The sequence below is a fragment of the Roseibium sp. M-1 genome (assembly GCF_054515675.1).
In genome coordinates this window covers 3,189,147-3,210,060 of record NZ_CM137257.1, presented here as the reverse complement: position 1 = coordinate 3,210,060, position 20,914 = coordinate 3,189,147, and the positions used below count along the sequence as shown (strand labels likewise).

Sequence of the window (20,914 nt, the reverse complement as noted above, 5' to 3'; positions counted from 1 at the left end):
TTTGAACATTGACGTTAGGGAATCCTCTGCTAATGTCAGCGACAGGTACTTTGAGGAGCCATGAATAGCGGCTCGGCAGAAGTATAGATTAAAAAATTGCACCGGTAATACTTAACTAAAATTCGCGCAGTTGAGCCTCCCTGAAATCAAATAAACCCTTGGTGTTTGTTGAGGTGATGCATGACAATGAAAATTGTTAAATTGAAAATCAAGGTTCCTCCGAACGTTCAGGTCGTCACGGAATTGGTTCCGGCTGGCAGCAATACGACGCTGCATATGTCGCCCGGCAAAACCGTCTCTACAAAAACCACGATGGAAATGGACCTCACGACGCACAAGTCTGCCGAATGGCTGCGCAAGAAGAGCGTCAGCGCCAATGATTGCGTCAATTGCTGCTGCGTTCGGGGCTGAGCCGTCCGATTTCCTCAGGCAGAGCCGGTGACCCTGATGAAACGCGAGGCGCGCGCGGAGCACACTTGCGACTGCTGCTCGCGGACGGGTGCAATCTGCGTTGCAGCTATTGCCATTTCCATGCCGATCTGGCGCGGCAGGTATCTGAGGACGGAGGCACGCGTACCGCAAGCCGGGTGATGTCCACGGCAACGGTCGAGCGGTCATTGCGCGAATTTGCGTCCGAGGCGCGCCGGCGCGGGTTGGCACGGTTCGATCTCAGCCTTTACGGCGGCGAGCCGCTCGTCAATCCGAAGGCGCTCCAGGTTGCCTTCGCGGTCGTTGAGGAACTGCGCAACGACGGCTTCCAGATCACGCCGATCGTCAACACCAACGCGACCCTTATGACCGACGCATGGGCTGAAAGCTTTTCCCAAGCGGGTGCCAGGGCGCATATCAGTCTCGACGGCTTCGATGCGGAGACAAACGCCGAGCGGGTTCTCCCCAATGGCAAAGGCAGTTTCGCCGCGGTCTGCCGGGGTCTCGATGCGCTGAAAACGGCCAACGTTCCGATCCAGTTCAATGTCGTGGTGACGGAAACCAATTGCGACGCGCTTGAGCAGGTCGTCGAACTGGCACGATCCTACGGCGTCGAACAGATCTTTCTTGCCCAGCCTGATGACACGGATGGTTGCCTGGTTCTGCCCCCTGAAAGAAGCCTCTCGGCCTTGCTGCAGGCGAGGACGGTTGCGTGGCGCCATGGCATCCGTGCGATCGGTCCCTGGGCTGTCGGTACAAGAAACGGCACGAGCGTTGCCGGCCTGCCTTTGAACGTGATTGTGCGGGTCAACGGCCAGGCTTTCCTGCCCCATTTCCCGGCTAGTCCCGCACCGGGCGTCGCCGAACTTGCAAGGCCCGAGACCATTGCCCGTCTGGAAGTGGAATGGGCGTCGGTTCTCCAGTCCTGTGAAGGATGTCCCATCGAAGAAGGCTGTCAGGGATACATGAAGATGATGACGCGCTATCATTCCGGCGAGGCCGCAGTCGCGGACGCAGAATGCGCCCTTGCCCGTTCGGCAGCGATGCAGCTTTCCGAGTCCGAACAGACGATGCTTCAGACGTCGTTGCTGCTCTCGGTCAGCCAAGGAGACGGTGAAGACTACCTGCTCACGCATCCCTGGCTGACCGGTGAACCCATCGAAGTGTCCGAAGGCACGGTCGATCTCCTCGACCACTTCCTCCCCGGATCGACGCCGGATTTTGCGACCTCGCTCTTCGCCGGTGAAGAGCTTCGGGAGACACTCGATACGCTTCTCCACTACGGGCTCCTGCGTCCGGCCAATGAAAACGACGACCAGCGATTTCTCGAGAGCCTGGTTCTGCCGCATGGCGACGTGACCGCCTTCGCAGGCCTGCTCGCCGGCGTCACGGGCCCGTCCGAGCTGGATCTCCTGAGCGCGCTGCAGCCGCACCTGATGGCGGCGGTCGACCGGTTGCCGGCCCGCTTCAAGCCGCTGGTCGATCGCTGCCGCATCGCAATCCTGCCCGGCCGGGCGCGTCTTGCGGAGGTGACCGGCCTCTCGCCGGATGCGGACGAACTCGACTGGATAGCAGGAACCGTGATCGGGTCCGTTGTGGTGCTGAACGGCGAGGCCTGCCGCGCCATTCTCGCGCAAGGGGGACGGGCCAGGCTGCAGGCCTTCGAACAGCAGCTGGCCCACGAACTGATGCATCTCATGCTGCGGCGACGCGGGTTGCGCCTGCCGGTCTGGCTGGAGGAAGGGTTCTGCGAACTTCTGTCAGGCGCGACCCTTGACGAGGCAAGACTTGCCGAAACGCTCGCCCATGCCGGCCAGTTCCGGGAGTTCGTCCTTGCCTGCATGGAGCCTTCGGGAGCGTCCGGCTGGACACCCGAAACGGCACTCGTCCGTTTTTCGACCGAGCCTGTCGATGACAACCCGGGCTATGCGCTCGCACATGACTTCGTCAGATATCTTTCCGAGGCCGTGGGGACGGACGAGCTCCTTGATGCCCTGTCGGACCGCGGTCTTCGCGCTCGCTTGCAGCCGTTTCCATTGTCGCCCGGTGATGCTGGAATCCTGGGGGAAGATCTTCCCTCAATACTCGCTCGCTGGGCCAGGGACCTGAAGTCTCGCTTCCCGGCCCCGGTCGCCTTCTCGCAGCCGATCCGCATTGTTCCTTCCGGAGATCACTTCCTGATCTACAACCGGATCGTTGGCGGTTACGTCTGGCTGGACGGCGCTAACGAGGCTCTTGTCGCGCCGCTTGCCAACCGCAATCTCGACGTGGCGGATGTTGCGCCCTTTCTGCAAACGCATCCGCTCCGCGACGAACTGCTTGCCAGATGGAATGCGGGACACCTTTCAAAACCGAAGGGCTTCCATCTCCGCCTGACGGTCGAGGGTGGCTGCAACATGAGCTGTTCCTATTGCTACGAGGGCGAGAAGAAGCGTCAGGCGATGACAGTGGAAACAGCCGATCAAGCGATCGCCGCCTGGCGCGATCTCCTGGAGCCGCGCGACCTGCCCGGATCATCCATTCGGCTCTTCGGCGGCGAACCCTTCATGAACTGGCCCTTGATGAAGCATGTCTTCGATACCGCGGCCAAAGGCCTGCCGGAGGGCAGCATTCTCTGGATGGTCAATACCAACGGCACGCTTCTTCGTCCCGAGCATGTCGAGGTCCTGAGCCGGTTCGGAAGAAACATGCTCATTCATCTGAGCCTTGACGGGGTCGGTACGGCGAACGACCGGGAAAGGGTCTTCAACAACGGCCGCGGAACCTTTGCCCATGTGGACCGGGCGGCGCGCATGCTGCTTGCCGCCAAAGTGCCGCTCAACTTCTCGGTCGTCCTGACACCGGCCAGTGCCGACGGACTTGAGGATCTGGTCACCTATGCCGCAGGTCTGCGTGACGCACATCCGGGCGCTCCGATCAGCGTCAGCATCAAGTCGGTAATCGGCACAGGTGTCCCACACGAGGATGCCCTGAAAATGGCCGCGGCCTTGCCCCGTGCATTCGACCTCGGCGAGGAACTGGACCTGGACGTCGGCGGCGAAGCCATGCGCGCCGCACACCTGCTCTTCGGCGACTGGAACCCGACGGGTCATTTCTGCGGAATTGGCGGGCGGGAACTTTATGTAACCCCGGAAGGCCGCCTGATGGCCTGTCACGCGCTGCAGGGAAGCGACTATGCGGACCTGAGTGCCGTTGCCGCCGAACACCGTATTCCCGTCCCCGAGCATATTGCCACCAGACATGCCGGCAATGTGGACGGGTGCAGCGGCTGCGAAGTGGAAGGGCTATGCGGCGGTGGCTGCATGGCGCAGGGCCAGATGACCACAGGCTCGCTTTCATCCAAGTCGGCCGATTATTTCTGCATGATGATGAAACAGTCCTTCCGGAGGGAGGTCGCCAGGGGACCGGCAAGGTTTTCGCAAGGGTGACATTGCTCGCTTATAAGACTAAGGCCGGGATCTGCGTGATGCAGCATCACGGGGATGCCGCACCTTGCATGACCTGTCTCAAGACCCGGCTGGTTGAAGCGGGATATGCCCCGAAGGGACCGTTCGAGGTCGAGGACGATCCGGCAGTTCGGGGGATCATGGAGACCGCACAGCGTCCCGAATGCCATGGGTTTGCTCCCGTCGTCCGGTTCGAGGAAGCCGGCGCAATTGTGCACCGTCTCTTGCCGGTTCCGGCCTGTCCCGATTGTGCTGATCGGCAAGCCGGACTTCGTCGCAACACCACGCGTGCCACTTTGCCTGCGGACTGGCTGCTGGACCCGTTGCTCGGCATCGGGTCCTGGTTCCAGAAGGTCGAGCAGGGGGAGGGGGAGGGTGCGCTCTGCCACTCGGTGTCAGGGCAGGTTCATACCCCTGGAAACCGGCACGGGATCAACGCCCGAGGCCAGGGATTGTCCATGGAACGCGCCCTCCTCGGTCATTTCGGCGAGACGGTGGAACGCTATGCCGCGTTCCGCCCGGATCCGGGTCGGGTGATCGAAGCGGATAGGCCCGGAACAGACGAGACGACCCTGTCAGGCGCAGATCTGTTCGGCTATTCGCCCCGCCAGAGAGAGAGCGCGAACTATGTCGACTTGCGTGAAGGACAACGCATCGGCTGGATCCGCGGAAACAGGCTGACCGGTGGCGAGAGTGTCTGGGTGCCGGCTGCCGCTGTCTATCTCAGCCGGGAATGGAACCTGGATGAGCCCCGCTTCTGCGGATCCGTATCCAATGGCATCGCCGCCCATCGCACGCTGGAAGCGGCGACGGATCATGCGGCTTTCGAGCTCTTCGAGCGCTACTGGATGACCCGGTCCTGGCACTGCCAGGATTTCGGCACGCGCATCTTTGAACGTGAATTGCCCGACAGGTGCGGGACGATGCTCGAATGTATTCGTGAAGCCGGGATCTCGCTTCACCTGGCATGCGTTACCCCTTCAGGGATGCCGCCGATGGTTCTCGCGGTGCTGTCGGCTCCCCGGGCGCCCTGGTACATGATCGGCGCCGGCGCGGACGCGACCTTGGGCAGTGCTGCGGAAGCCGCCCTGACGGAAGCTTGCAGCGGTTGGATGGCTCTTGTCCTTCGTCCCGAGGCTCTGCTGCGCAGGCCCCGCTTGCGCCAGCTGGAAGAAAGCCGGGGTCATCACCGCTTTCATGCCGGGTTGGAAAGATCGCAGCGTGTTCTTCGGGCAATCATGGCAGGAACGCGGGAGCTACCGGATCGGGTGAACAGGGATCTGCCGCCAGAGGAAGCCAAAAGAGCGGTGGCCCGGGTCCTGGGGGACGGCGCTGCCGTCGTGGACATGACACCGGTCGACTGCGCATTGTGCGGATTTCATGTTGTCCGGGTTCTTGCGCCGCATCTGCCGATCTATTCCTTCGGCAGGATTGGGACACCTGAAGTGTTCCTGGCCGAACACGAGCTCCCGCCAGCTCCCATGCCGCATCCCTATCGCTAGTCCCGCAATCTTTTATGGCCTGCAGTGGAGCCCTCTGTGTCCATTCCTTTCTCGTGTCTCTCGTGCCAAGCTCCACCGGAACCTGGAGCCCCCGAATGAAAAGCATACTTGCCGAAATCGACATCGAGACCGGAACCGAGACCGTCCATTTCGAAACGGATCTTCATCTGGAAGCTCCCAACTGGACGCCGGATGGAACGGCCCTGATCGTCAATGGTGGCGGTCGTCTATACCGGGTGCGGCTTGACAGCCCGGCGCTGGAGGAGATCGATACGGGGTTCGCAACCAGCCTCAATAACGACCATGGCCTGTCGCCGGACGGAAAGCTCCTCGCGATCAGCGACAAGAGCGAACTGGGCGCGAGCTGCATCTACATCCTTCCCGCGGCTGGCGGGGTCCCAGAAAGGGTTACCACCGAAATCCCGTCCTACTGGCATGGCTGGTCGCCGGACGGCAAACAGCTTGCCTATGTCGGCAAGCGGCCGGAGACAGACGGCAGCTTTCAGGTGTTCACGATAGATGTCGATGGAACCGGCGAAAGGCAACTGACCCGGGACTTCGACCATTGTGACGGGCCGGATTATTCACCGGACGGTCTTTGGATCTGGTTCAACGGCGAGCGCGCCGGATCGGTACAGCTCTGGCGTATGCGGACCGACGGCAGCGATCTGGAGCAAATGACGAACGACGAGCGGGTCAACTGGTTTCCGCATCCTTCGCCGGATGGACGCCATGTTGCCTATCTGGCCTATGAGCCCGGTACGACAGGGCATCCGGCTGACAGGAATGTCGAGCTGCGGCTGCTTCCAGCAGCAGGTGGGACACCGAGGGTCTTGCTGAGGCTCTTCGGCGGCCAGGGCACGCTCAATGTGCCGTCCTGGGCACCGGACAGCCGGCGCTTTGCCTTCATGCGATACGCCAGTTAATAGCCCGGCGTTCTGCTACCTGCGGAATGGTGCGCGAAAAACCGAAAAACGCATTCGCGCTGGCAATCAGTATCGCGAAAGCTGCAGGCTTCTCACGAACAGCAATTGTCCATGTGAAGGTTGCGAAAAAGGTCTCGATGGCATGCCGAGGCCCGCAAACACCACCTGTCGCCCGTCATTGCAAGACGGCGACTGGCCCGGTGCTTCACCCCTGCCGCTTCTGGATCATGTGGCGCAGGTAGTCGATGTTGGCCTTGGCCTGCTGCGGGTCGATTTCCGCCTGGGCTACCTGGATGGCCTCGTCGTATTTGCCCTGGATGCCGAGGACGAGGGCCAGGTTCTGGCGCACACGGCTGTCGGCGCCGGGGAGGGAGGCCGCCTTGCGAAGCGTGTATTCGGCATCCGGCAGCTCGTTGGAGAGCAGATAGGAAAGGCCGAGATTGTTGAGGAGGCTCGGGTCGTCCGGAGCGATCAGAAGGGCCTGCTTGTAAAGGCTCCGCGCTTTCAGGTGGTCGCCGGTCTGGTCGTAGATCGCAGCTTCCGCGGACATCAGCCGCCAGTCGGGCGTATCGGGACGCTGGGCGCGCTGCAGCACGTTCAGGGCTTCTTCGAAACGGCCGTTCATCGCCAGAACCTTGCCATAGGCCGAAGCGATTTCCCGGTCCTGCGGATGCGCGATGACGCCGGACCGCAGCACCGCCATGGCCTGAGGCATCTGACCGTTCTGGCTGAGCGCATCGGCATAGCCAAGGATCGCGCCACGGTTCTTGCGGTCGCTCTCATAGGATTTCGACCACCTGGAGACCTGGGCGATCGCATGAGAGGAGCCGGGTGTCGTGTAGCCGGACGCGGGAGAATGGCTGCCGGTAGCGCCTTTGTTGGAGGAGCAGCCCGCCAGGAGGACAACCGCCGTCATGGCCATCAGCGTCGTCGCCAGGCGAGTGCGACGGTGAAGGGAACCGGTTCTGGGCGAAGTCATGTCCAACATCCTTGTTGTCGGCGAAAGTCCTGTGTCCCCTACAGAAGTAGATAATTAACCCTAATGGTTGGTTAAGCGGCTTTGCGATTTGCGAGAAGCGGTGCACCACGCAGCGCTCCAGCTTGCGTCTCACAGCGCCTCGGCTTACCTCTTTGGTAGCGATCCCACCTCAAACGGAGTTCTTCCCGTGCGCGCCAGCCTTGTTCGCAAAAGCGAAGTTGCCAGTTCCACCCCGATCCATGCCGTCACCGAAGCGGGCTTGCCTGCGCTTCTGGCGGACCTGGGTGAACTTGCGAAAAACTGGTGCACTGTCAATGGCTTCACGGGCAAAGCGGCGACCTTCCAGCTTGTGCCCGACACGGGAGGCAGCGGCGCCGCGGTGCTCTTCGGTGTCGAGGAGGGAGGCCTGTCCCATCCGCTGGCGCTCGGCGGATTGGTGAACGCACTGCCGGAGGGCGACTATCACCTGGCGGATGCCTTCCCGGATCCGGAGCAAGCGGCGCTCGGCTTCGCGCTGTCCACATATCAGTTCGACCGCTATCTCAAGAATGGCGGCAAGACCCGCCGGCTGGCGGTCGGCGATGCGGTCGATCTTGACCGGCTCGGCGCGGTCCTGGACGGTGTCCAGCTGGCGCGCGATCTCGTCAACATCCCTGCGAACGACCTCGGGCCCGCGGAACTTGCCCAAGCGGTGACTGCCCTCTTCAAGAAGCATGACGGCACCGGCCGGATCGTCATCGGCGAAGACTTGCTGGAGTTGAACTTCCCGATGGTGCATGCGGTCGGCAAGGCCAGCACGCGGGCGCCGCGCATTGCCGATTTCACCTGGGGCGACGTGAGCCACCCGAAGGTCACGCTTGTCGGCAAGGGCGTCATCTTCGACACCGGTGGCCTTAACCTGAAACCGGGCTCTTCCATGGCCCTGATGAAGAAGGACATGGGCGGAGCCGCCAACGTGCTCGGCCTTGCGTCCATGATCATGGCGTCGAAGCTGCCCGTGCGCCTGCGCGTCATTATCCCTTGCGTTGAAAACGCGGTCGCCGGCAACGCCTTCCGGCCGGGCGACATTCTGCAGAGCCGCAAGGGCCTGACGGTCGAAATCGGCAACACGGATGCGGAAGGCCGTTTGATTCTCGCCGACGCGCTGGCCCTTGCCGACGAGGAAACTCCGGAACTTCTGATCGACATGGCGACCCTGACGGGTGCGGCCCGTGTCGCTCTCGGGCCGGACCTGCCGCCCTTCTACACCGACGACGAGGAACTGGCCGAGGATATCAACGTCATGTCCGAGGCCGCCAGCGACCCGCTCTGGCGGATGCCGCTGTGGAAGCCCTACCTCAAATATCTCGACAGCAAGGTTGCCGACATCAACCACATCAACACCAGCGGCGCCGGTTTTGCCGGGTCCATCACCGCAGCGCTGTTCCTGTCGCGATTCGTGGAGAATGCCGGCAGCTGGGCCCATTTCGACATCTTCGCCTGGACCCCGATCGAGAAGCCCGGAAAACCCATGGGCGGCGAGGCCCAGGGCATCCGCTGCCTGTTCGACCTTCTCACGGACCGCTACGGAAAAAAATAACGGCTCCGAAACGTTTTTGTGGTTCGATGGTCCTTCAACGGGATGTGATTCTGGAGAAACATGGCCATCGAACTGCGCGCCTCCCAGGCGCTGAAGCTGATGCATGAGGTCAACCTGGCGCTGGTGCGCGATAGCGAACAGGATCTGTCCGCGCGCCAGTTGACCATTCTCCTGACCGTTTATCTGGAGCCGCCACCGCACACGGTGCGCGGTCTTGCCGCGAAGCTCAACGTCACCAAACCGGCCATCACCCGCGCGCTTGACACGCTGGGCAGTCTGCGGCTTCTCTCACGCAAGCGCGACGACGCCGACAAACGCAACGTGATCATCACGCGCACGGTGGAAGGCGCGCTCTATCTGGAGCAGCTCGGGGATCTCGTGGTCGAAAAGGCCAGGGAACTGCCGCGCTGAACCTCTTCTCCTGTCCGGTACCAAGCTGAATCATGACTCAAGTCTTTGACCGCCGCCGCCATCCGGTCCGTGCCGACCTCGCCGCCATCGACTATGAGGGCAGAGTAGAGGCACCCCGCTTTGCCGAGGGCGAGGTGTTCCAGGTGACCGCCGACCGGCTGGCGATCTCGCCGGAGCCGCGCCGCGACCGGCCGATCGATACCGAAGCGCTTTGCGGCGAGTGGGTCACGGTCTATGAGCAGACGCCTGAAGGCTGGGCCTGGGGGCAGCTCGACACGGACGGCTATGTCGGCTGGTTTTCCTCCGACGGGCTCGGCCCGGTCACGGCGGCAACGCACCGGGTGCGGGCGCTCCGAACCTACCGCTATCCGGTTGCGGACCTGAAATTCCCGCCGCTCGGGCTGCTCTCCATCGGCTCGAAGGTGACGGTGGTGGGCGAGGCGGTCACGCGGGGACTTGTCTATGCGCTCCTCAGCGACGGGTCGGCCGTCGTTGCCAGGCATCTGGTGCCGCTCGACGCCGTCGAGACGGACTGGGTGGCGGTCGCCGAGGAATTTCTCGGCACGCCCTATCTCTGGGGCGGCCGTTCCAGCCTCGGCCTCGACTGTTCGGGACTTGTCCAGCTCGCTGCCCAGGCCGGCGGCCATGACATCGTGCGCGACAGCGACATGCAGGAAGCGGAAGCCGGCGAGGAAATCGCGCATGACGATCCGTCTTCTCTCATCCGGGGTGACCTGATCTTCTGGAAGGGCCATGTCGGCATCGTCACCGGTCCGAACATGCTGCTGCACGCCAACGGTTTCACGATGTCGGTCGCCTACGAGCCGCTCGACAGCGCCATCGCCCGCATTGCGGCGACGGAATGGGGCCAGATCACGAAGGCACGGCGGTTGCCGGCAGTGCTAGCTGATTGATTGAAGCGTCACCCCGGACAAGCGAAGCGCAGAGCCGGGGCCCACTCGCAGGTCAGCTTGTTAGGGCGGCCAATGTTCTGAAAGACTGCAGTTACAGATCAATTCTCTGGAAACGAGTAGGCCCCGGGTCTCGCGTTGCTCGCCCGGGGTGACATCGTCGTTTGTGGTGGCGTTTCGTGTAACGCACCGCCCCCAATCACCCTGGGAATGTCTGCACACCGATGGATTCCAGCGCGCCGGACTTGGGGTTCTTCAAAAGGCACAGCTGGCTTTCGGTTCCCTGAATGAAACAGACCATCGGTCGGTCTTCGCTTCGGGCCCGTTCGTAAGTCTCACGAGTCACGCCCTCTTCCACATAGAACGGAAACTCGCCGGCATCGGGGCCGTCCGCGCCCTGTGCCCATGCGGGCAGTTTGGCGGCGCTTGAAATGTCGGCATAGCCGCTGATCCAGTCGAGAAGCGCGGCCTGCATGTCGGTAAGGGTCGCAACATCGTAGAAGCCGAAGAGTTCGTTCGGATCGAAAGAGGCCTGATATTCGACGCCGCCATTCTGGTTGAAGATCGCGAGCGACACTTCGGCGGCGCTGCAGTCGCCCTGCGCGGAGGCTTCGACAGAGTAGGTGTCGAGCCAGACCGCCTCGACCGATTGGGTGCAGTCTTCGGCTATGGCCGGGAGGCTGAGAGCGACGAGCGCGATGCCAGCGCCGATCAGCTTAAGTGTCTTTGAATAAAGAAAATTCCGGAACGCCATGACAGTCTCCAACGCGACTCGGATCGAGCCGCCGGGAATGTAGGTTTCCGCTGGTCTCCCCGCAATAGGACTGAAAGGGTTTACCCCTTCGGCGTCAATGCCAGTTGCGGTTCGGCCCGGGTGACCTCCTCCGGGGAGCCCTGGATCTCTCCAAGTTCCAGATCCTCGATCTTGCGGCTGCGCTTGGAGATCTTGTCGGAGGAAATCAGGATCTGGTCGATATCCTTGTTGGCCTGGGCGAAATGCGCCTGCAGCTTGCCCACACGGTCGTTGAGGCGGCTGACATCGGAAATCAGGTGCCCGACCTCGGCCTGGATCAGATGTGCCTGCTCGCGCATCTTGGCATCGCGCAGCACCGACTGGATCACCTGGATCGACAGCATCAGGAGCGACGGCGACACGATCACCACCCGGGTCCGGTGCGCCTTCTGGATCAGGTCCTCGAAGCTTTCGTTGAGTTCGGCAAAGACACTTTCGGAGGGCACGAACAGGAAAGCCGTGTCCTGGGTCTCGCCCGGCAGCAGGTATTTCTCGCCGATATCCTGGATATGCTTGGTGAAGTCGCGGCGAAACTGGGCCTGCGCATATTTCAGCTGATCGTCCGTTTCCGCTTTGCGCAGGAGATTGAAGGCCTCCAGCGGAAACTTAGCATCAATCGCCAGTGGCGGTGCGCCGTTCGGCATATGGATCAGGCAGTCCGGGCGGCTGTTGTTGGAAAGCGTCGCCTGGAAGGAATAGGTGCTTGGCGCCATCTGGTCCTGGACGATCGCTTCCATCCGCCCCTGACCGAAGGCGCCGCGGGTCTGCTTGTTGGAAAGGATCGCCTGCAACTGGCCGACCTGGCCGGAAAGGTCCGTGATCGTGCGCTGAGCCCGGTCGATGACGGCGAGGCGCTCATGCAGGTGGCGCAAGCCATCCTGGGTTCGCTTGCTGGTATCGGCCATGGACAGGTTCAGCTTGTGTCCCATGCCGTCGAGGCGTTCGTTGACGGCGCGCATCATGTCCGACTGGCGCGAGCCAAAGACCTCGGCCATGGTCTGCATTCGCCCGGTCATCTCGCCCTGGCTCTTGAGCAATTGCGACAAGTGGCTTTCCAGCTCGTGGATGCGCTCGGTGGCGGCCGTATCCGCCTCCGCCCGCAGGCGGATCTCGCGGATGGTCTTCAGCCCCAGCCAGAAAATCAGCGCCAGCAGCATCAGGCCGCCGGCAATCGCAGCTTCCAGAACCGTCACCGGACGGCCACTCAACTCAAACAGGATCTCGTTCATGAAACAAACATAGAACGATTCGGGGCGAAGGCCCATCCGCGTGCAGGGCAAGAGGCGTTGAAAACGGGAGGGGACCGCGCGATTTCCGCGTTGACCGGCGCTTCACGATTTTCTATGTCAGGCGCATGACAATACGCCCGATCATCACCATTCCCGACCCGGTCCTGCGCGAGGTCTGCGCGCCGATCGAGACCGTCGACGACACCGTCCGCAAGCTCGCCGACGACATGCTGGAAACCATGTACGATGCGCCCGGCATCGGCCTTGCCGCCAGCCAGATCGGGATACTGCAGTGCATCTTCGTGCTGGATGTAGCCAAGGAAGAAGCTCCAAAGGAGCCGATGGTCTTCATCAACCCGAAGATCGTCTGGTCGAGCGAGGATATCTCGATCTATCAGGAAGGCTGCCTGTCGATCCCCGACTACTTCGAGGACGTCGAGCGCCCGGCCGAGGTGACGGTGCAGTTCCTCAACCGCGAAGGCGCGGAACAGGAGATCAAGGCCGACGGCCTCCTGGCAACCTGCATTCAGCACGAGCTTGACCATCTCAACGGGAAGCTGTTCATTGACTATATCTCGAAGCTGAAACGCGACCGGGTGGTCAAGAAGTTCACCAAGCAGGCAAAGCTCGCCGGAAAGCTCTGATCCGGATCCGCCTGCCTGAAACCGTTATGGGGGCGGCACATTTGGATCAGGTCCTGTTCCTGAAGCTTTTCGCCGCGCTCTTTGCGATCATGAACCCGATCGCCAACCTGCCGGTCTTCCTGTCGCTGACAGCCGGCAAGGGGCCGGGCTTCGAGCGCAAGGTCGCTCTTACCGTGTTGATCGGCCTTGCCGCCGGATCCGCGATCATCGGCCTGACCGGTGACATGCTGCTGAAGGTTTTCGGCATCAGTGTCGACGCTTTCCGCCTCGCCGGCGGTTTCCTGATCCTCCTGATCGCGCTCAATCTCATCTCCGGTGAAAAGAGCAAGGCCCATCACGGCACCGACGAAGAGCAGGAGCACCATGCCGAGCAGGACAATCCGGCGATCTATCCCCTGACCATACCGATCCTTCTGGGCCCGGGCTCGATCTCGACCATGATCATCTATCGCGGCCAGGTAACCAATCTCTCGACGGAAATTGCCTATATCGCCGCCATTGCGGCTGCCATCATCGTCCTAGCGGGCACGTTCTTCGCCGCACCGTTCCTGGCGCGCTTCCTCGGCCAGACGGCAACCAGCGTCATGAGCCGCATCATGGGCATGATCCTGGCGGCGATCGCGATGGAAATGATGGTCGACAGCCTGAAGGTGCTGTGGCCGGGCCTGGCTTAGGGCAGGAGCTAGCTACCCTGAAACCTCATCCTGAGGAGGGCCGACAGGTCCGTCTCGAAGCAACCATGTTTATGAGATTGATTTTTGGCTCCAGTCCTTACCGTCTCGGACCATAGCGTTGAGGATGGTGATGAGTTTACGGACGCAGGCGATGATTGCCTTTTTCTTGCTGGCGCCACCTTTGGTGAGGCGCTGGTAGAAGGTTTTGATGATCGGGTTGAAGCGGACTGCGGACAGGCTTGCCATGAAGAGAGCCCGCCGCACGCTGGCACGGCCGCCTGCAATCCTGCTTTGACCGCGCATGGTACCGCTTTGCCGGATGAAGGGGGCAACGCCGACGAGGGCGGCAATGGCACGGCGCGAGACCTGGCCCAGTTCGGGCATGAAAGCCAGGAGCGAGACAGCCGCGCCCGGCCCGATGCCGGGAACGCCCTGCAGTTGCTCGTAGCGCCGGAGCAGGTCAGCCTTTTCGCGAATGCAGCTCCGGATCATGCGGTCCAGATCAGCGATTGCGGCTTTGTTTGCTTGTTGCAGCCTGTGAAGCAACTGCAGCAGAGCGGGATCGTCATTGAGGCCGATCTGATTGGAAAGGCGGGTCCTTTCGGCCACCAGCGTCTCTCTCACGGTGGCGTATTGCGCCAGTTTGGCTTCCGCCTCGTCGGGCTGGGGAGCTGCCGGCGGATCGAACACCTGCGCGAAACGGGCCAGAACGGCCGCGTCCTGCGGATCGGTCTTGGCCAGAATGCCCGCAGCCTTGGCAAAGTCCCGGACACGGCGCGGGTTGACCACGCAAACGTGCAGCCCGCACCTCTGAAGCTCCCGGGCTGCTTTGCGCTCGTAGCCGCCGGTCGCTTCCATCACCACGCGTTCGACGGCAAAGGGCGACAACAACGCGACAAGCTCTGCCCATCCGGCAGGGTCGTTGCCAAAGCGCTCTCGCGTATCTCCCGGGAGCACATGCACATCCAGCGTCGCTTTCGATACATCAATGCCAACAAAGTAAACTGTCTCGTCCATCTGTCCCTGCCTTATCTACGCACTCTTGTGCGAGCAACCATTCGGGATAAGTTGGAAAGCGGACCGGGAGCCTTGCTTCGAACGGACTGCGAGGTGCCGAGGATGGTACGGTCTCCGGCCCGCTTGGGAGAGCCCTCAAAGGCTCTCCCAAGTCAACTTCTACCAAAGTCCGAACAGATAAGGATGGGCCGCTTGTTCCGGAGTACGTGGCCCATCCTTCGAGACGCGAGCGAGCTCGCTCCTCAGGATGAGGTTCGAGTGGTGGAGGAGCCCCAGCTACCGCAAACACGGCCACCGCCCCCTTGCAACGCCCGGCCCGAAGCGCAATAAGGGCGCAGATTGTCAAAACCCCTCAGGAGCCTCATGTCCCTTCGCGTCATCTTCATGGGCACCCCGGATTTCTCGGTGCCGACCCTGATGGAAATCGTCGGCCAGGGCCACGATGTGGTTGCCTGTTATTCCCAGCCGCCGCGCCCGGCCGGCCGTGGCATGGACCTGAAGAAGTCGCCGGTGCACGAGGCAGCCGAATCCTTCGGCATTCCGGTCTTCACGCCGCTGAGCCTCAAGGGTGCCGACGAACAGGAAGCCTTTGCAGCGCTTCAGGCTGATGTCGCCGTTGTCGTCGCCTATGGGCTGTTGCTGCCGAAGGCCATTCTCGAAGCGCCGCAATATGGCTGCCTGAACCTCCATGCCTCCATGCTGCCGCGCTGGCGCGGTGCTGCGCCGATCAACCGGGCGATCATGGCGGGCGACAAGGAGACCGCCGTCCAGGTGATGCGCATGGAGGAAGGGCTCGATACCGGCCCGGTCTGCATGTCGGAGACGCTGGCGATATCCGAGAACATGACCGCCGGCGACCTGCACGACCGCCTGTCCTCGCTTGGCGGCGACCTCATGGTGCGTGCGCTGGCCGCGCTGTCGCGCGGCGCGCTCGGCGAACAGACCCAGGCGGAAGACGGTATCACCTATGCGGCGAAACTTTCCAAGCAGGAAACCCGCATCGACTGGACGAAGCCGGCCGGCGAGGTCCACAACCACATTCGAGGCCTCTCCCCGTTCCCGGGTGCCTGGTGCGAGATGCCGCTTGGCGGCAAGCCGGAGCGGGTCAAGATCCTGCGCAGTGCTCTCGCCGAAGGCGCGGGGATACCGGGCACTGTTCTTATGACGGAGGAGGCTCCCGTCATCGCCTGCGGCACAGGTGCCGTGCGCCTGGAGCAAGTGCAGCGGGCCGGCAAGAAGCCCATGAGCGTCGCGGATTTCCTGCGCGGCGTCTCGCTTTCTGACGGCACCAAACTGGACTAAGCTCCAGTTTCAGGAGACCTTTCATGAGTCAAACCGCTGAAGCCCCCAATCTCACGATCCGCAATGTCACCCCGGATGACGAGACCGCTGTCCGCGATCTGGTGACCGCCGCCTTTCCGTCCGACATGGAGGAGAGGCTGGTGCATACGCTGCGCCATTGCGGCGCGCTTGTGCTGGAACAGGTTGCCGTTGACAAAAACGGGAGGATCGTCGGCCATGTCGCCTTTAGCCGGGTGACGCCTGCAGCCGTCGGTCCCGGACAGGGAATGCAGATCGCCTGTCTTGCGCCCGTCTCGGTCTGGCCCGACCGGCAGAAATCCGGTATCGGTTCGGCGCTGATCCGGGCGTCGCTGGAAAAGCTGAAGGATCTGGGCGAGGATCTGGTGCTGGTGCTTGGGCCCCCCGCCTATTATCCGCGCTTCGGCTTCGACCCGGTGCTGGCCCGCAAGGTCCAGGCACCTTACGCCGGCGATGCCTTCATGGCGCTGGCGCTGACCGAAGCCGGCTCCCGAGATCTGCCGATCGAAGTGGCTTTTGCCACGCCCTTCCAGGAATTCGAATAGATCCTCAGATGCCACGCTACAAGCTGACGGTGGAATATGACGGCCGGCCTTTCTGCGGCTGGCAACGCCAGGCGAACGGCCCGTCCGTTCAGGCCGTGATCGAACGCGCTATCAAGGCGTTTTCCGGCGAGGAGGTCAGCATCGGCGGAGCCGGGCGCACAGATACCGGCGTCCATGCGACGGGCCAGGTCTGCCACGCGGATCTCTCGAAATCCTGGCCGGTCAGGACCGTTATGGGCGCGCTCAATTTTTACTGCCTGCCGGACCCTGTGGTGATCCTGGATGCGGAAGAAATGCACGAAGGCTTCGACGCCCGCTTCTCCGCCATCCGCCGTGCATACCGCTACCGCATCCACAACCGCGTGCCGCCGCTGACCCACCAGCGCGGCCTTGCCTGGCACGTGAAACCGGATCTCGACGAAAAGGCGATGCACGAAGCCGCCCAGGAGTTCGTCGGCCACCACGACTTCACCACCTTCCGCCACACCCGCTGCCAGGCGAAAAGCCCGGAAAAGACGCTGGAGGAATTCCGTGTCTACCGCGAAGGCGAGTTCGTCATTGCCGAATGCGCCTCGCGTTCCTTCCTGCACAACCAGGTCCGCTCGATGGTCGGTTCCTTGCGTCTTGTCGGTGAGGGCAAATGGGGCGGGGGAGACATCACCAAGGCCCTTCAAGCCCGCGACCGTGCTGCCTGCGGTCCGGTCGCCCCGGCGGATGGCCTCTACCTCACCCGCGTCGATTACCGCTCGGTGGAAAAGGACCGGGAGCTGATGCTGGACTGGCAGTCCCGCAAGGCGGCGATGGACGTGGAAGACGAGGGCGAAGCCTAAATAACTCCCGCTCCCCGGTCCCGGATCTCCCTTCGGTCGTCCGGGATGAGGGCGGGAAGGTGGTGCTCTGGCTTGGCCCCTTACTCCGCTTCTTCCGGCAACACCACGCACTTCTTGTACAAATGCCATGTCGTGTGCCCGAGGATCGGCAGCGTCACGACGAGGCCGAGGAAGGCCGGGGCCATGGAGACGATGAGGACGGCGGTGACGACGAAGGCCCAGCCGATCATCGGGATCGGCGAGGTTGCGACGGCGCGCACGCTGGTGATCATGGCGGTGATGAAGTCGCGGTCCTCTTCCAGCAGCAGCGGGAAGGAGACAACCGTCAACGAGAACAGGATCAGCGACAGGATCGCCCCGACCACGTGTCCGACGGCCAGGAACATCAGGCCTTCCGGTGTCGAGACAATCTCGTTCAGGAACTCGCCGAACGAGGCGAAGGAGCGGAACCCCAGGAAAAGCGCCAGCAGCAGCCGCACCTGATACATCCACATGATCTGGATGAAAAGCACGACGAAGGCCATCCAGGAGAGTTCCCGGCCTTTCTGGTCCCACATGGTGCCGAGGATTTTGCCCCAGGACAGCGGTTCGCCGGTTTGCAACCGGCGGCTGATTTCATAGAGCCCGACGGCGGCGAAAGGGCCGATCAGTACGAAGCCGGCAGCCGCCGGATAGGAAAGGTAGCTCATGTTGAGCGCCGCCGCGCTCAGGATCACGAAGAGACCGCCCAGGGCAAAGACTGCGCCAATGACGATACCGTAAAGGGGGGCTCTGCGGAAATCGGCGAGGCCCAATGCCAGCGCGTCGATGACGTCGTTGATGGTGATTGCCCGGACCTTCGGCATGGGCCTCAATCCGTTGTTCGCCGGTGCTCCGCTGCCGCCCGGGGTCGAGATATTGTCGCTCATCAGGCAGCTTCCTCCCAAAAGCCCGAAATGCCCGCGCGCCTTCCGCGGACAAGACAATCTTAGGCATGGAAACACGACGCGCTCAATCGGGAGAAGGGCTTATGCGGGCACCCTTTTTGTGAGGAACAGGAAGGGATGACACCTATTTCAGCATGAAATGAGCAGTTTTTACCGAGCAAGTGGCCCACCCTTCGAGACAGCACTTCGTGCTTCCTCAGGATGAGGTGGAACAAGAACTGCGGCTGCAACAAACACAATCAACCTCATCCTGAGGAGGCCGTAAGGCCGTCTCGAAGGATGGGCCGCTTGTTCAAAACCCGAAGCATTTCTCCCACCGTTCGAATAACAGGAGATATGCCCTCATAGTGAATTCACTCCGCCGCCGGTTTCTTGCTCGTGTCCACGGCAGCAGCTGCTGCTGCGGCGGCGGCCGTGACGGTTTCCTTCTGCTTGTCGTCCAGCTTGGCGTTTTCCGGAATGTTCACACGCACCTCCTTGCGGGCGAACTGGATGCCGTTCTCGTCGAACTCTTTCTGGACACGCTTGTAGATCTCCTTGCGCACGCCGAATTGCTTGCCGGGCTTGGTGGTGTACTTGCCGCGCACAACGATGCCGACATCGTCGACATCGGCGACGCCCTGGCCTTTGAACGGCGCCAGAATGTCGTCCTTGAACTCCTCCATCTCCATGATTTCGTTGCCGATCTTCTTGAAGAGCTTGCGCACCTTTTCCACGTCCGTATCGAAGGGAACGGTGAATTTCAGCTTCATGATCACCCAGTCGCGGGAGAGGTTGGTAAGTTTCTTGATCTCACCATAGGGCACCACATGCACCGCGCCGCGTGTGCCGCGCAATTGCAGCGAACGGATGGAGATCTTCTCGATCGAGCCCTGTGTACCGCCTGCGTCGATGAACTCGCTCATGCGGAAGGCGTCGTCCATCAGGAAGAAGACACCGGAGACGACGTCCCTGACCAGGGTTTGCGCACCGAAGCCGACGGCGAGGCCGACGACCCCGGCACCTGCCAGAAGCGGTGTGATGTTGATGCCGAGCTGGCTGAGCGCCAGCAGCGTCGTAAGAACAAGTATGGTGATCTGCACCACCATTCGGATGAGCGGCAGGATGGTCGCCAGCCGCGACTTGCCGGCACCGCCCATTTCCGATTCCTCGTCTTCGTTCGACGGCGGCGGCGCATCCTTGGCAAGCTGGTGCGCGACCCAGAGATTGGTAATTTCCCAGGCGAGATAGCCCGCGGCCAGGATCAGGAGGAACACCACCGTGTGGCGCGCGACGGCAGAGCCGTCATCCGCACCGAGCGCCAGCAGGTTCAATCCGTAGATCCGGCCGACCGAAAGTACCAGAAAGGCCAGCAATGCGACGCGGGCAATGCGGACATAGCTGTGCCGCGTCTGCAGATGCGCGGCTTCCGCGACAGGTCCCTCGCCGCGCATCGGCGGCACGATATGCGAGACGATGCCGCGCACCATCGTGTCGAGGAAGGGCGCGAAGACGACCAGGGCGATGACCCCGAGCGAACGTCCTGCGGTGAGCGCGGTGATGCCCATGCTGGCGGTCACCGTCACGAGAAGCCAGTTGAACGCGATGAAAAGCATGGAAAAATAGGGCCAGAACCGGGCCATGCGTTCCAGGCCGCTCGTGGGTTCGTTCTCGTCGCCCAGGATGATGCTGGTGAGGCCGTGACGGGCTTTCCAGATGACGAGGATGATCCAGAGATTGACACCGAAACCGATGAAGAAGCGGAAGGTTTCGGCAACTGCGCTTTCGCCGGCCTCAACCATTGTTTTGCTGAGGAAAAAGGAGGCGCCGATGAAAATGAAGAGGCTGGTGAAGCTGCGATAAAGCGACTTGGCTGTTGCATTGTCGGCGGTCACCAGCCGCAATTCGCGCCGGTGCGGCGCGAGGGCAAAGCGCAGCAGGGCCGCCACCAGCCGCGGCAGGAACACCATCCAGTAGACCGCCTGGAAGGAGAAGGCGCGTGTGACCGGGTCGAAGATGGCGACCTTGCCGACGAGAAAGGCAACCACGGCGAACACCACCAGCCCGCCGAGGTCCAGTCCGGCCCTTAAGGAGACGAGCTTGACCGTTTCGAAGAGGCTCTTTGGATGGTGGGCCTGGATGCTGTCGCGCCGCGACGAGAACAGGCGGTTGAACAGAAACTCCGCCGCAAAACCGGCGGCAAGGATCAGTGCAATGCCTCCGGCAAGGATATGCACCGGTTCGGCGATGTTGCCGGTGAGGAGCGCGCCGATGCTGGAGACAATAGCTGTGGCAAGTGCCGGCAGGTTCTTGAAGTTTTCGACGACCATGGCCCCTAAGCGATCGGCCCCGGTCTGCAGCTTATCGAGAATTGCTGCTTCCTCTTCGGCCGCCGTCTGCGGCTGACCCCGTTCCGATGCGGATGTCTGGAGCAGCGTCATGAGTTCGCTCAAGGCCTTGACCTGCTCCGGGTCGAGATCGGAGACCAGTTTTTCCATCGCGGCGGGCTGCAGTTCGGGCGGCAGGGAAGAGGCTTTGTCCTGAGCGCCGGCGGTCAGCGGCAGGAAGCTGGAGAGGGCAAGAAAAAGGATGGTCGCACAGGCGGTTAGTTTTTTATTCCAGGCACCGGTCATTGGCGAGCCCCCTCATCTGCGTTGATCCCTCGTGCCAACCATAGACACGCCGGACGTGTAAAATCCATCAAAATTACCCGGCGTAATCAGAGACTTCGCTTCGGCGAAGGGCACTGTCGTCGTCGTTGCAAGCCAGGGGAA

General features: G+C 62.1%; 18 protein-coding genes. 12 read left to right on the top strand and 6 right to left on the bottom strand.

Annotated elements, in window-relative coordinates:
- The first annotated feature begins 180 nt into the window (after positions 1–180).
- From ACX3M4_RS14465 to ACX3M4_RS14450, 4 genes are all read left to right on the top strand, one after another.
- Positions 181–411: a hypothetical protein gene (locus tag ACX3M4_RS14465; RefSeq protein ID WP_459359253.1), complete on the top strand. Its 231-nt coding sequence runs from the start codon at positions 181–183 to the stop codon at positions 409–411.
- A gap of 65 nt (positions 412–476) precedes the next feature.
- Positions 477–3,857 carry a radical SAM protein gene (locus ACX3M4_RS14460; protein ID WP_459359252.1) on the top strand — a complete coding sequence of 1,127 codons (3,381 nt, stop codon included), beginning with the start codon at positions 477–479 and terminating at the stop codon, positions 3,855–3,857.
- A gap of 68 nt (positions 3,858–3,925) precedes the next feature.
- Positions 3,926–5,377 carry a YcaO-like family protein gene (locus ACX3M4_RS14455; RefSeq protein WP_459359251.1) on the top strand — a complete coding sequence of 484 codons (1,452 nt, stop codon included), beginning with the start codon at positions 3,926–3,928 and terminating at the stop codon, positions 5,375–5,377.
- 95 nt (positions 5,378–5,472) lie between these two features.
- On the top strand, positions 5,473–6,303 hold the full coding sequence (locus tag ACX3M4_RS14450; protein WP_459359250.1) for a TolB family protein: 831 nt from the start codon (positions 5,473–5,475) through the stop codon (positions 6,301–6,303).
- Positions 6,304–6,508: 205 nt separating this feature from the next.
- Here the strand turns inward: ACX3M4_RS14450 and ACX3M4_RS14445 are convergent, their stop codons facing one another.
- On the bottom strand, positions 6,509–7,282 hold the full coding sequence (locus ACX3M4_RS14445; RefSeq protein ID WP_459359249.1) for a tetratricopeptide repeat protein: 774 nt from the start codon (positions 7,280–7,282) through the stop codon (positions 6,509–6,511).
- Positions 7,283–7,469: 187 nt separating this feature from the next.
- Between ACX3M4_RS14445 and ACX3M4_RS14440 the strand changes: the two genes are divergently transcribed.
- Genes ACX3M4_RS14440 through ACX3M4_RS14430 form a run of 3 tightly spaced genes read left to right on the top strand, consistent with a single transcriptional unit; the run spans position 7,470 to position 10,186 of the window.
- Complete coding sequence (locus ACX3M4_RS14440) at positions 7,470–8,861, top strand: leucyl aminopeptidase family protein (RefSeq protein ID WP_459359248.1); 1,392 nt, start codon at positions 7,470–7,472, stop codon at positions 8,859–8,861.
- Positions 8,862–8,921: 60 nt separating this feature from the next.
- Positions 8,922–9,272: a MarR family transcriptional regulator gene (locus ACX3M4_RS14435; RefSeq protein ID WP_459359247.1), complete on the top strand. Its 351-nt coding sequence runs from the start codon at positions 8,922–8,924 to the stop codon at positions 9,270–9,272.
- Positions 9,273–9,304: 32 nt separating this feature from the next.
- Positions 9,305–10,186 carry a C40 family peptidase gene (locus ACX3M4_RS14430; protein ID WP_459359246.1) on the top strand — a complete coding sequence of 294 codons (882 nt, stop codon included), beginning with the start codon at positions 9,305–9,307 and terminating at the stop codon, positions 10,184–10,186.
- 196 nt (positions 10,187–10,382) lie between these two features.
- Here ACX3M4_RS14430 and ACX3M4_RS14425 read toward each other — a convergent pair whose 3' ends face one another.
- Positions 10,383–10,937 carry a hypothetical protein gene (locus tag ACX3M4_RS14425; protein ID WP_459359245.1) on the bottom strand — a complete coding sequence of 185 codons (555 nt, stop codon included), beginning with the start codon at positions 10,935–10,937 and terminating at the stop codon, positions 10,383–10,385.
- 80 nt (positions 10,938–11,017) lie between these two features.
- Positions 11,018–12,205 (bottom strand): DNA recombination protein RmuC, encoded by a 1,188-nt coding sequence (locus ACX3M4_RS14420; protein WP_459359244.1) that lies wholly within the window; start codon positions 12,203–12,205, stop codon positions 11,018–11,020.
- Between the two features lie 125 nt (positions 12,206–12,330).
- Between ACX3M4_RS14420 and def the strand changes: the two genes are divergently transcribed.
- Both def and ACX3M4_RS14410 read left to right on the top strand, forming a co-directional pair.
- Positions 12,331–12,849, top strand: coding sequence for a peptide deformylase (gene def, locus ACX3M4_RS14415; RefSeq protein WP_459359243.1), 519 nt, complete (start codon positions 12,331–12,333; stop codon positions 12,847–12,849).
- A gap of 41 nt (positions 12,850–12,890) precedes the next feature.
- Positions 12,891–13,523, top strand: coding sequence for a MarC family protein (locus tag ACX3M4_RS14410; RefSeq protein ID WP_459359242.1), 633 nt, complete (start codon positions 12,891–12,893; stop codon positions 13,521–13,523).
- Between the two features lie 69 nt (positions 13,524–13,592).
- Here the strand turns inward: ACX3M4_RS14410 and ACX3M4_RS14405 are convergent, their stop codons facing one another.
- Positions 13,593–14,540, bottom strand: coding sequence for an IS110 family RNA-guided transposase (locus ACX3M4_RS14405; protein ID WP_459358795.1), 948 nt, complete (start codon positions 14,538–14,540; stop codon positions 13,593–13,595).
- Positions 14,541–14,903: 363 nt separating this feature from the next.
- On the opposite strand from ACX3M4_RS14405, the gene fmt reads away from it, so the two are divergent.
- Genes fmt through truA form a run of 3 tightly spaced genes read left to right on the top strand, consistent with a single transcriptional unit; the run spans position 14,904 to position 17,235 of the window.
- The gene (fmt, locus tag ACX3M4_RS14400) at positions 14,904–15,842 is read left to right on the top strand and encodes a methionyl-tRNA formyltransferase (RefSeq protein ID WP_459359241.1); all 939 of its coding nucleotides are present in this window, start codon (positions 14,904–14,906) and stop codon (positions 15,840–15,842) included.
- 23 nt (positions 15,843–15,865) lie between these two features.
- Positions 15,866–16,405, top strand: a complete 540-nt coding sequence (locus ACX3M4_RS14395) for a GNAT family N-acetyltransferase (RefSeq protein WP_459359240.1) — start codon at positions 15,866–15,868, stop codon at positions 16,403–16,405.
- Positions 16,406–16,413: 8 nt separating this feature from the next.
- Positions 16,414–17,235, top strand: coding sequence for a tRNA pseudouridine(38-40) synthase TruA (gene truA / locus ACX3M4_RS14390; RefSeq protein ID WP_459359239.1), 822 nt, complete (start codon positions 16,414–16,416; stop codon positions 17,233–17,235).
- An 80-nt stretch (positions 17,236–17,315) separates the two neighbouring features.
- Here the strand turns inward: truA and ACX3M4_RS14385 are convergent, their stop codons facing one another.
- Together ACX3M4_RS14385 and ACX3M4_RS14380 are read right to left on the bottom strand one after the other, a co-directional pair.
- A complete protein-coding gene (locus ACX3M4_RS14385; RefSeq protein ID WP_459359238.1) occupies positions 17,316–18,143 on the bottom strand; it encodes a DUF2189 domain-containing protein in 828 nt (275 codons plus the stop codon).
- A 371-nt stretch (positions 18,144–18,514) separates the two neighbouring features.
- The gene (locus tag ACX3M4_RS14380) at positions 18,515–20,773 is read right to left on the bottom strand and encodes a mechanosensitive ion channel family protein (RefSeq protein WP_459359237.1); all 2,259 of its coding nucleotides are present in this window, start codon (positions 20,771–20,773) and stop codon (positions 18,515–18,517) included.
- Positions 20,774–20,914: the final 141 nt, after the last annotated feature.

Excerpts from the sequence above, each read along its gene's own strand:
- ACX3M4_RS14465 (WP_459359253.1), top strand. The coding sequence starts at position 181 with ATGACAATGAAAATTGTTAAATTGAAAATCAAGGTTCCTCCGAACGTT.
- ACX3M4_RS14455 (WP_459359251.1), top strand. The coding sequence starts at position 3,926 with ATGACCTGTCTCAAGACCCGGCTGGTTGAAGCGGGATATGCCCCGAAG.
- ACX3M4_RS14450 (WP_459359250.1), top strand. The coding sequence starts at position 5,473 with ATGAAAAGCATACTTGCCGAAATCGACATCGAGACCGGAACCGAGACC.
- ACX3M4_RS14445 (WP_459359249.1), bottom strand. The coding sequence starts at position 7,282 with ATGACTTCGCCCAGAACCGGTTCCCTTCACCGTCGCACTCGCCTGGCG.
- ACX3M4_RS14435 (WP_459359247.1), top strand. The coding sequence starts at position 8,922 with ATGGCCATCGAACTGCGCGCCTCCCAGGCGCTGAAGCTGATGCATGAG.
- ACX3M4_RS14430 (WP_459359246.1), top strand. The coding sequence starts at position 9,305 with ATGACTCAAGTCTTTGACCGCCGCCGCCATCCGGTCCGTGCCGACCTC.
- ACX3M4_RS14425 (WP_459359245.1), bottom strand. The coding sequence starts at position 10,937 with ATGGCGTTCCGGAATTTTCTTTATTCAAAGACACTTAAGCTGATCGGC.
- ACX3M4_RS14420 (WP_459359244.1), bottom strand. The coding sequence starts at position 12,205 with ATGAACGAGATCCTGTTTGAGTTGAGTGGCCGTCCGGTGACGGTTCTG.
- def (WP_459359243.1), top strand. The coding sequence starts at position 12,331 with ATGACAATACGCCCGATCATCACCATTCCCGACCCGGTCCTGCGCGAG.
- ACX3M4_RS14405 (WP_459358795.1), bottom strand. The coding sequence starts at position 14,540 with ATGGACGAGACAGTTTACTTTGTTGGCATTGATGTATCGAAAGCGACG.
- fmt (WP_459359241.1), top strand. The coding sequence starts at position 14,904 with ATGTCCCTTCGCGTCATCTTCATGGGCACCCCGGATTTCTCGGTGCCG.
- ACX3M4_RS14395 (WP_459359240.1), top strand. The coding sequence starts at position 15,866 with ATGAGTCAAACCGCTGAAGCCCCCAATCTCACGATCCGCAATGTCACC.
- truA (WP_459359239.1), top strand. The coding sequence starts at position 16,414 with ATGCCACGCTACAAGCTGACGGTGGAATATGACGGCCGGCCTTTCTGC.
- ACX3M4_RS14385 (WP_459359238.1), bottom strand. The coding sequence starts at position 18,143 with ATGAGCGACAATATCTCGACCCCGGGCGGCAGCGGAGCACCGGCGAAC.
- ACX3M4_RS14380 (WP_459359237.1), bottom strand. The coding sequence starts at position 20,773 with ATGACCGGTGCCTGGAATAAAAAACTAACCGCCTGTGCGACCATCCTT.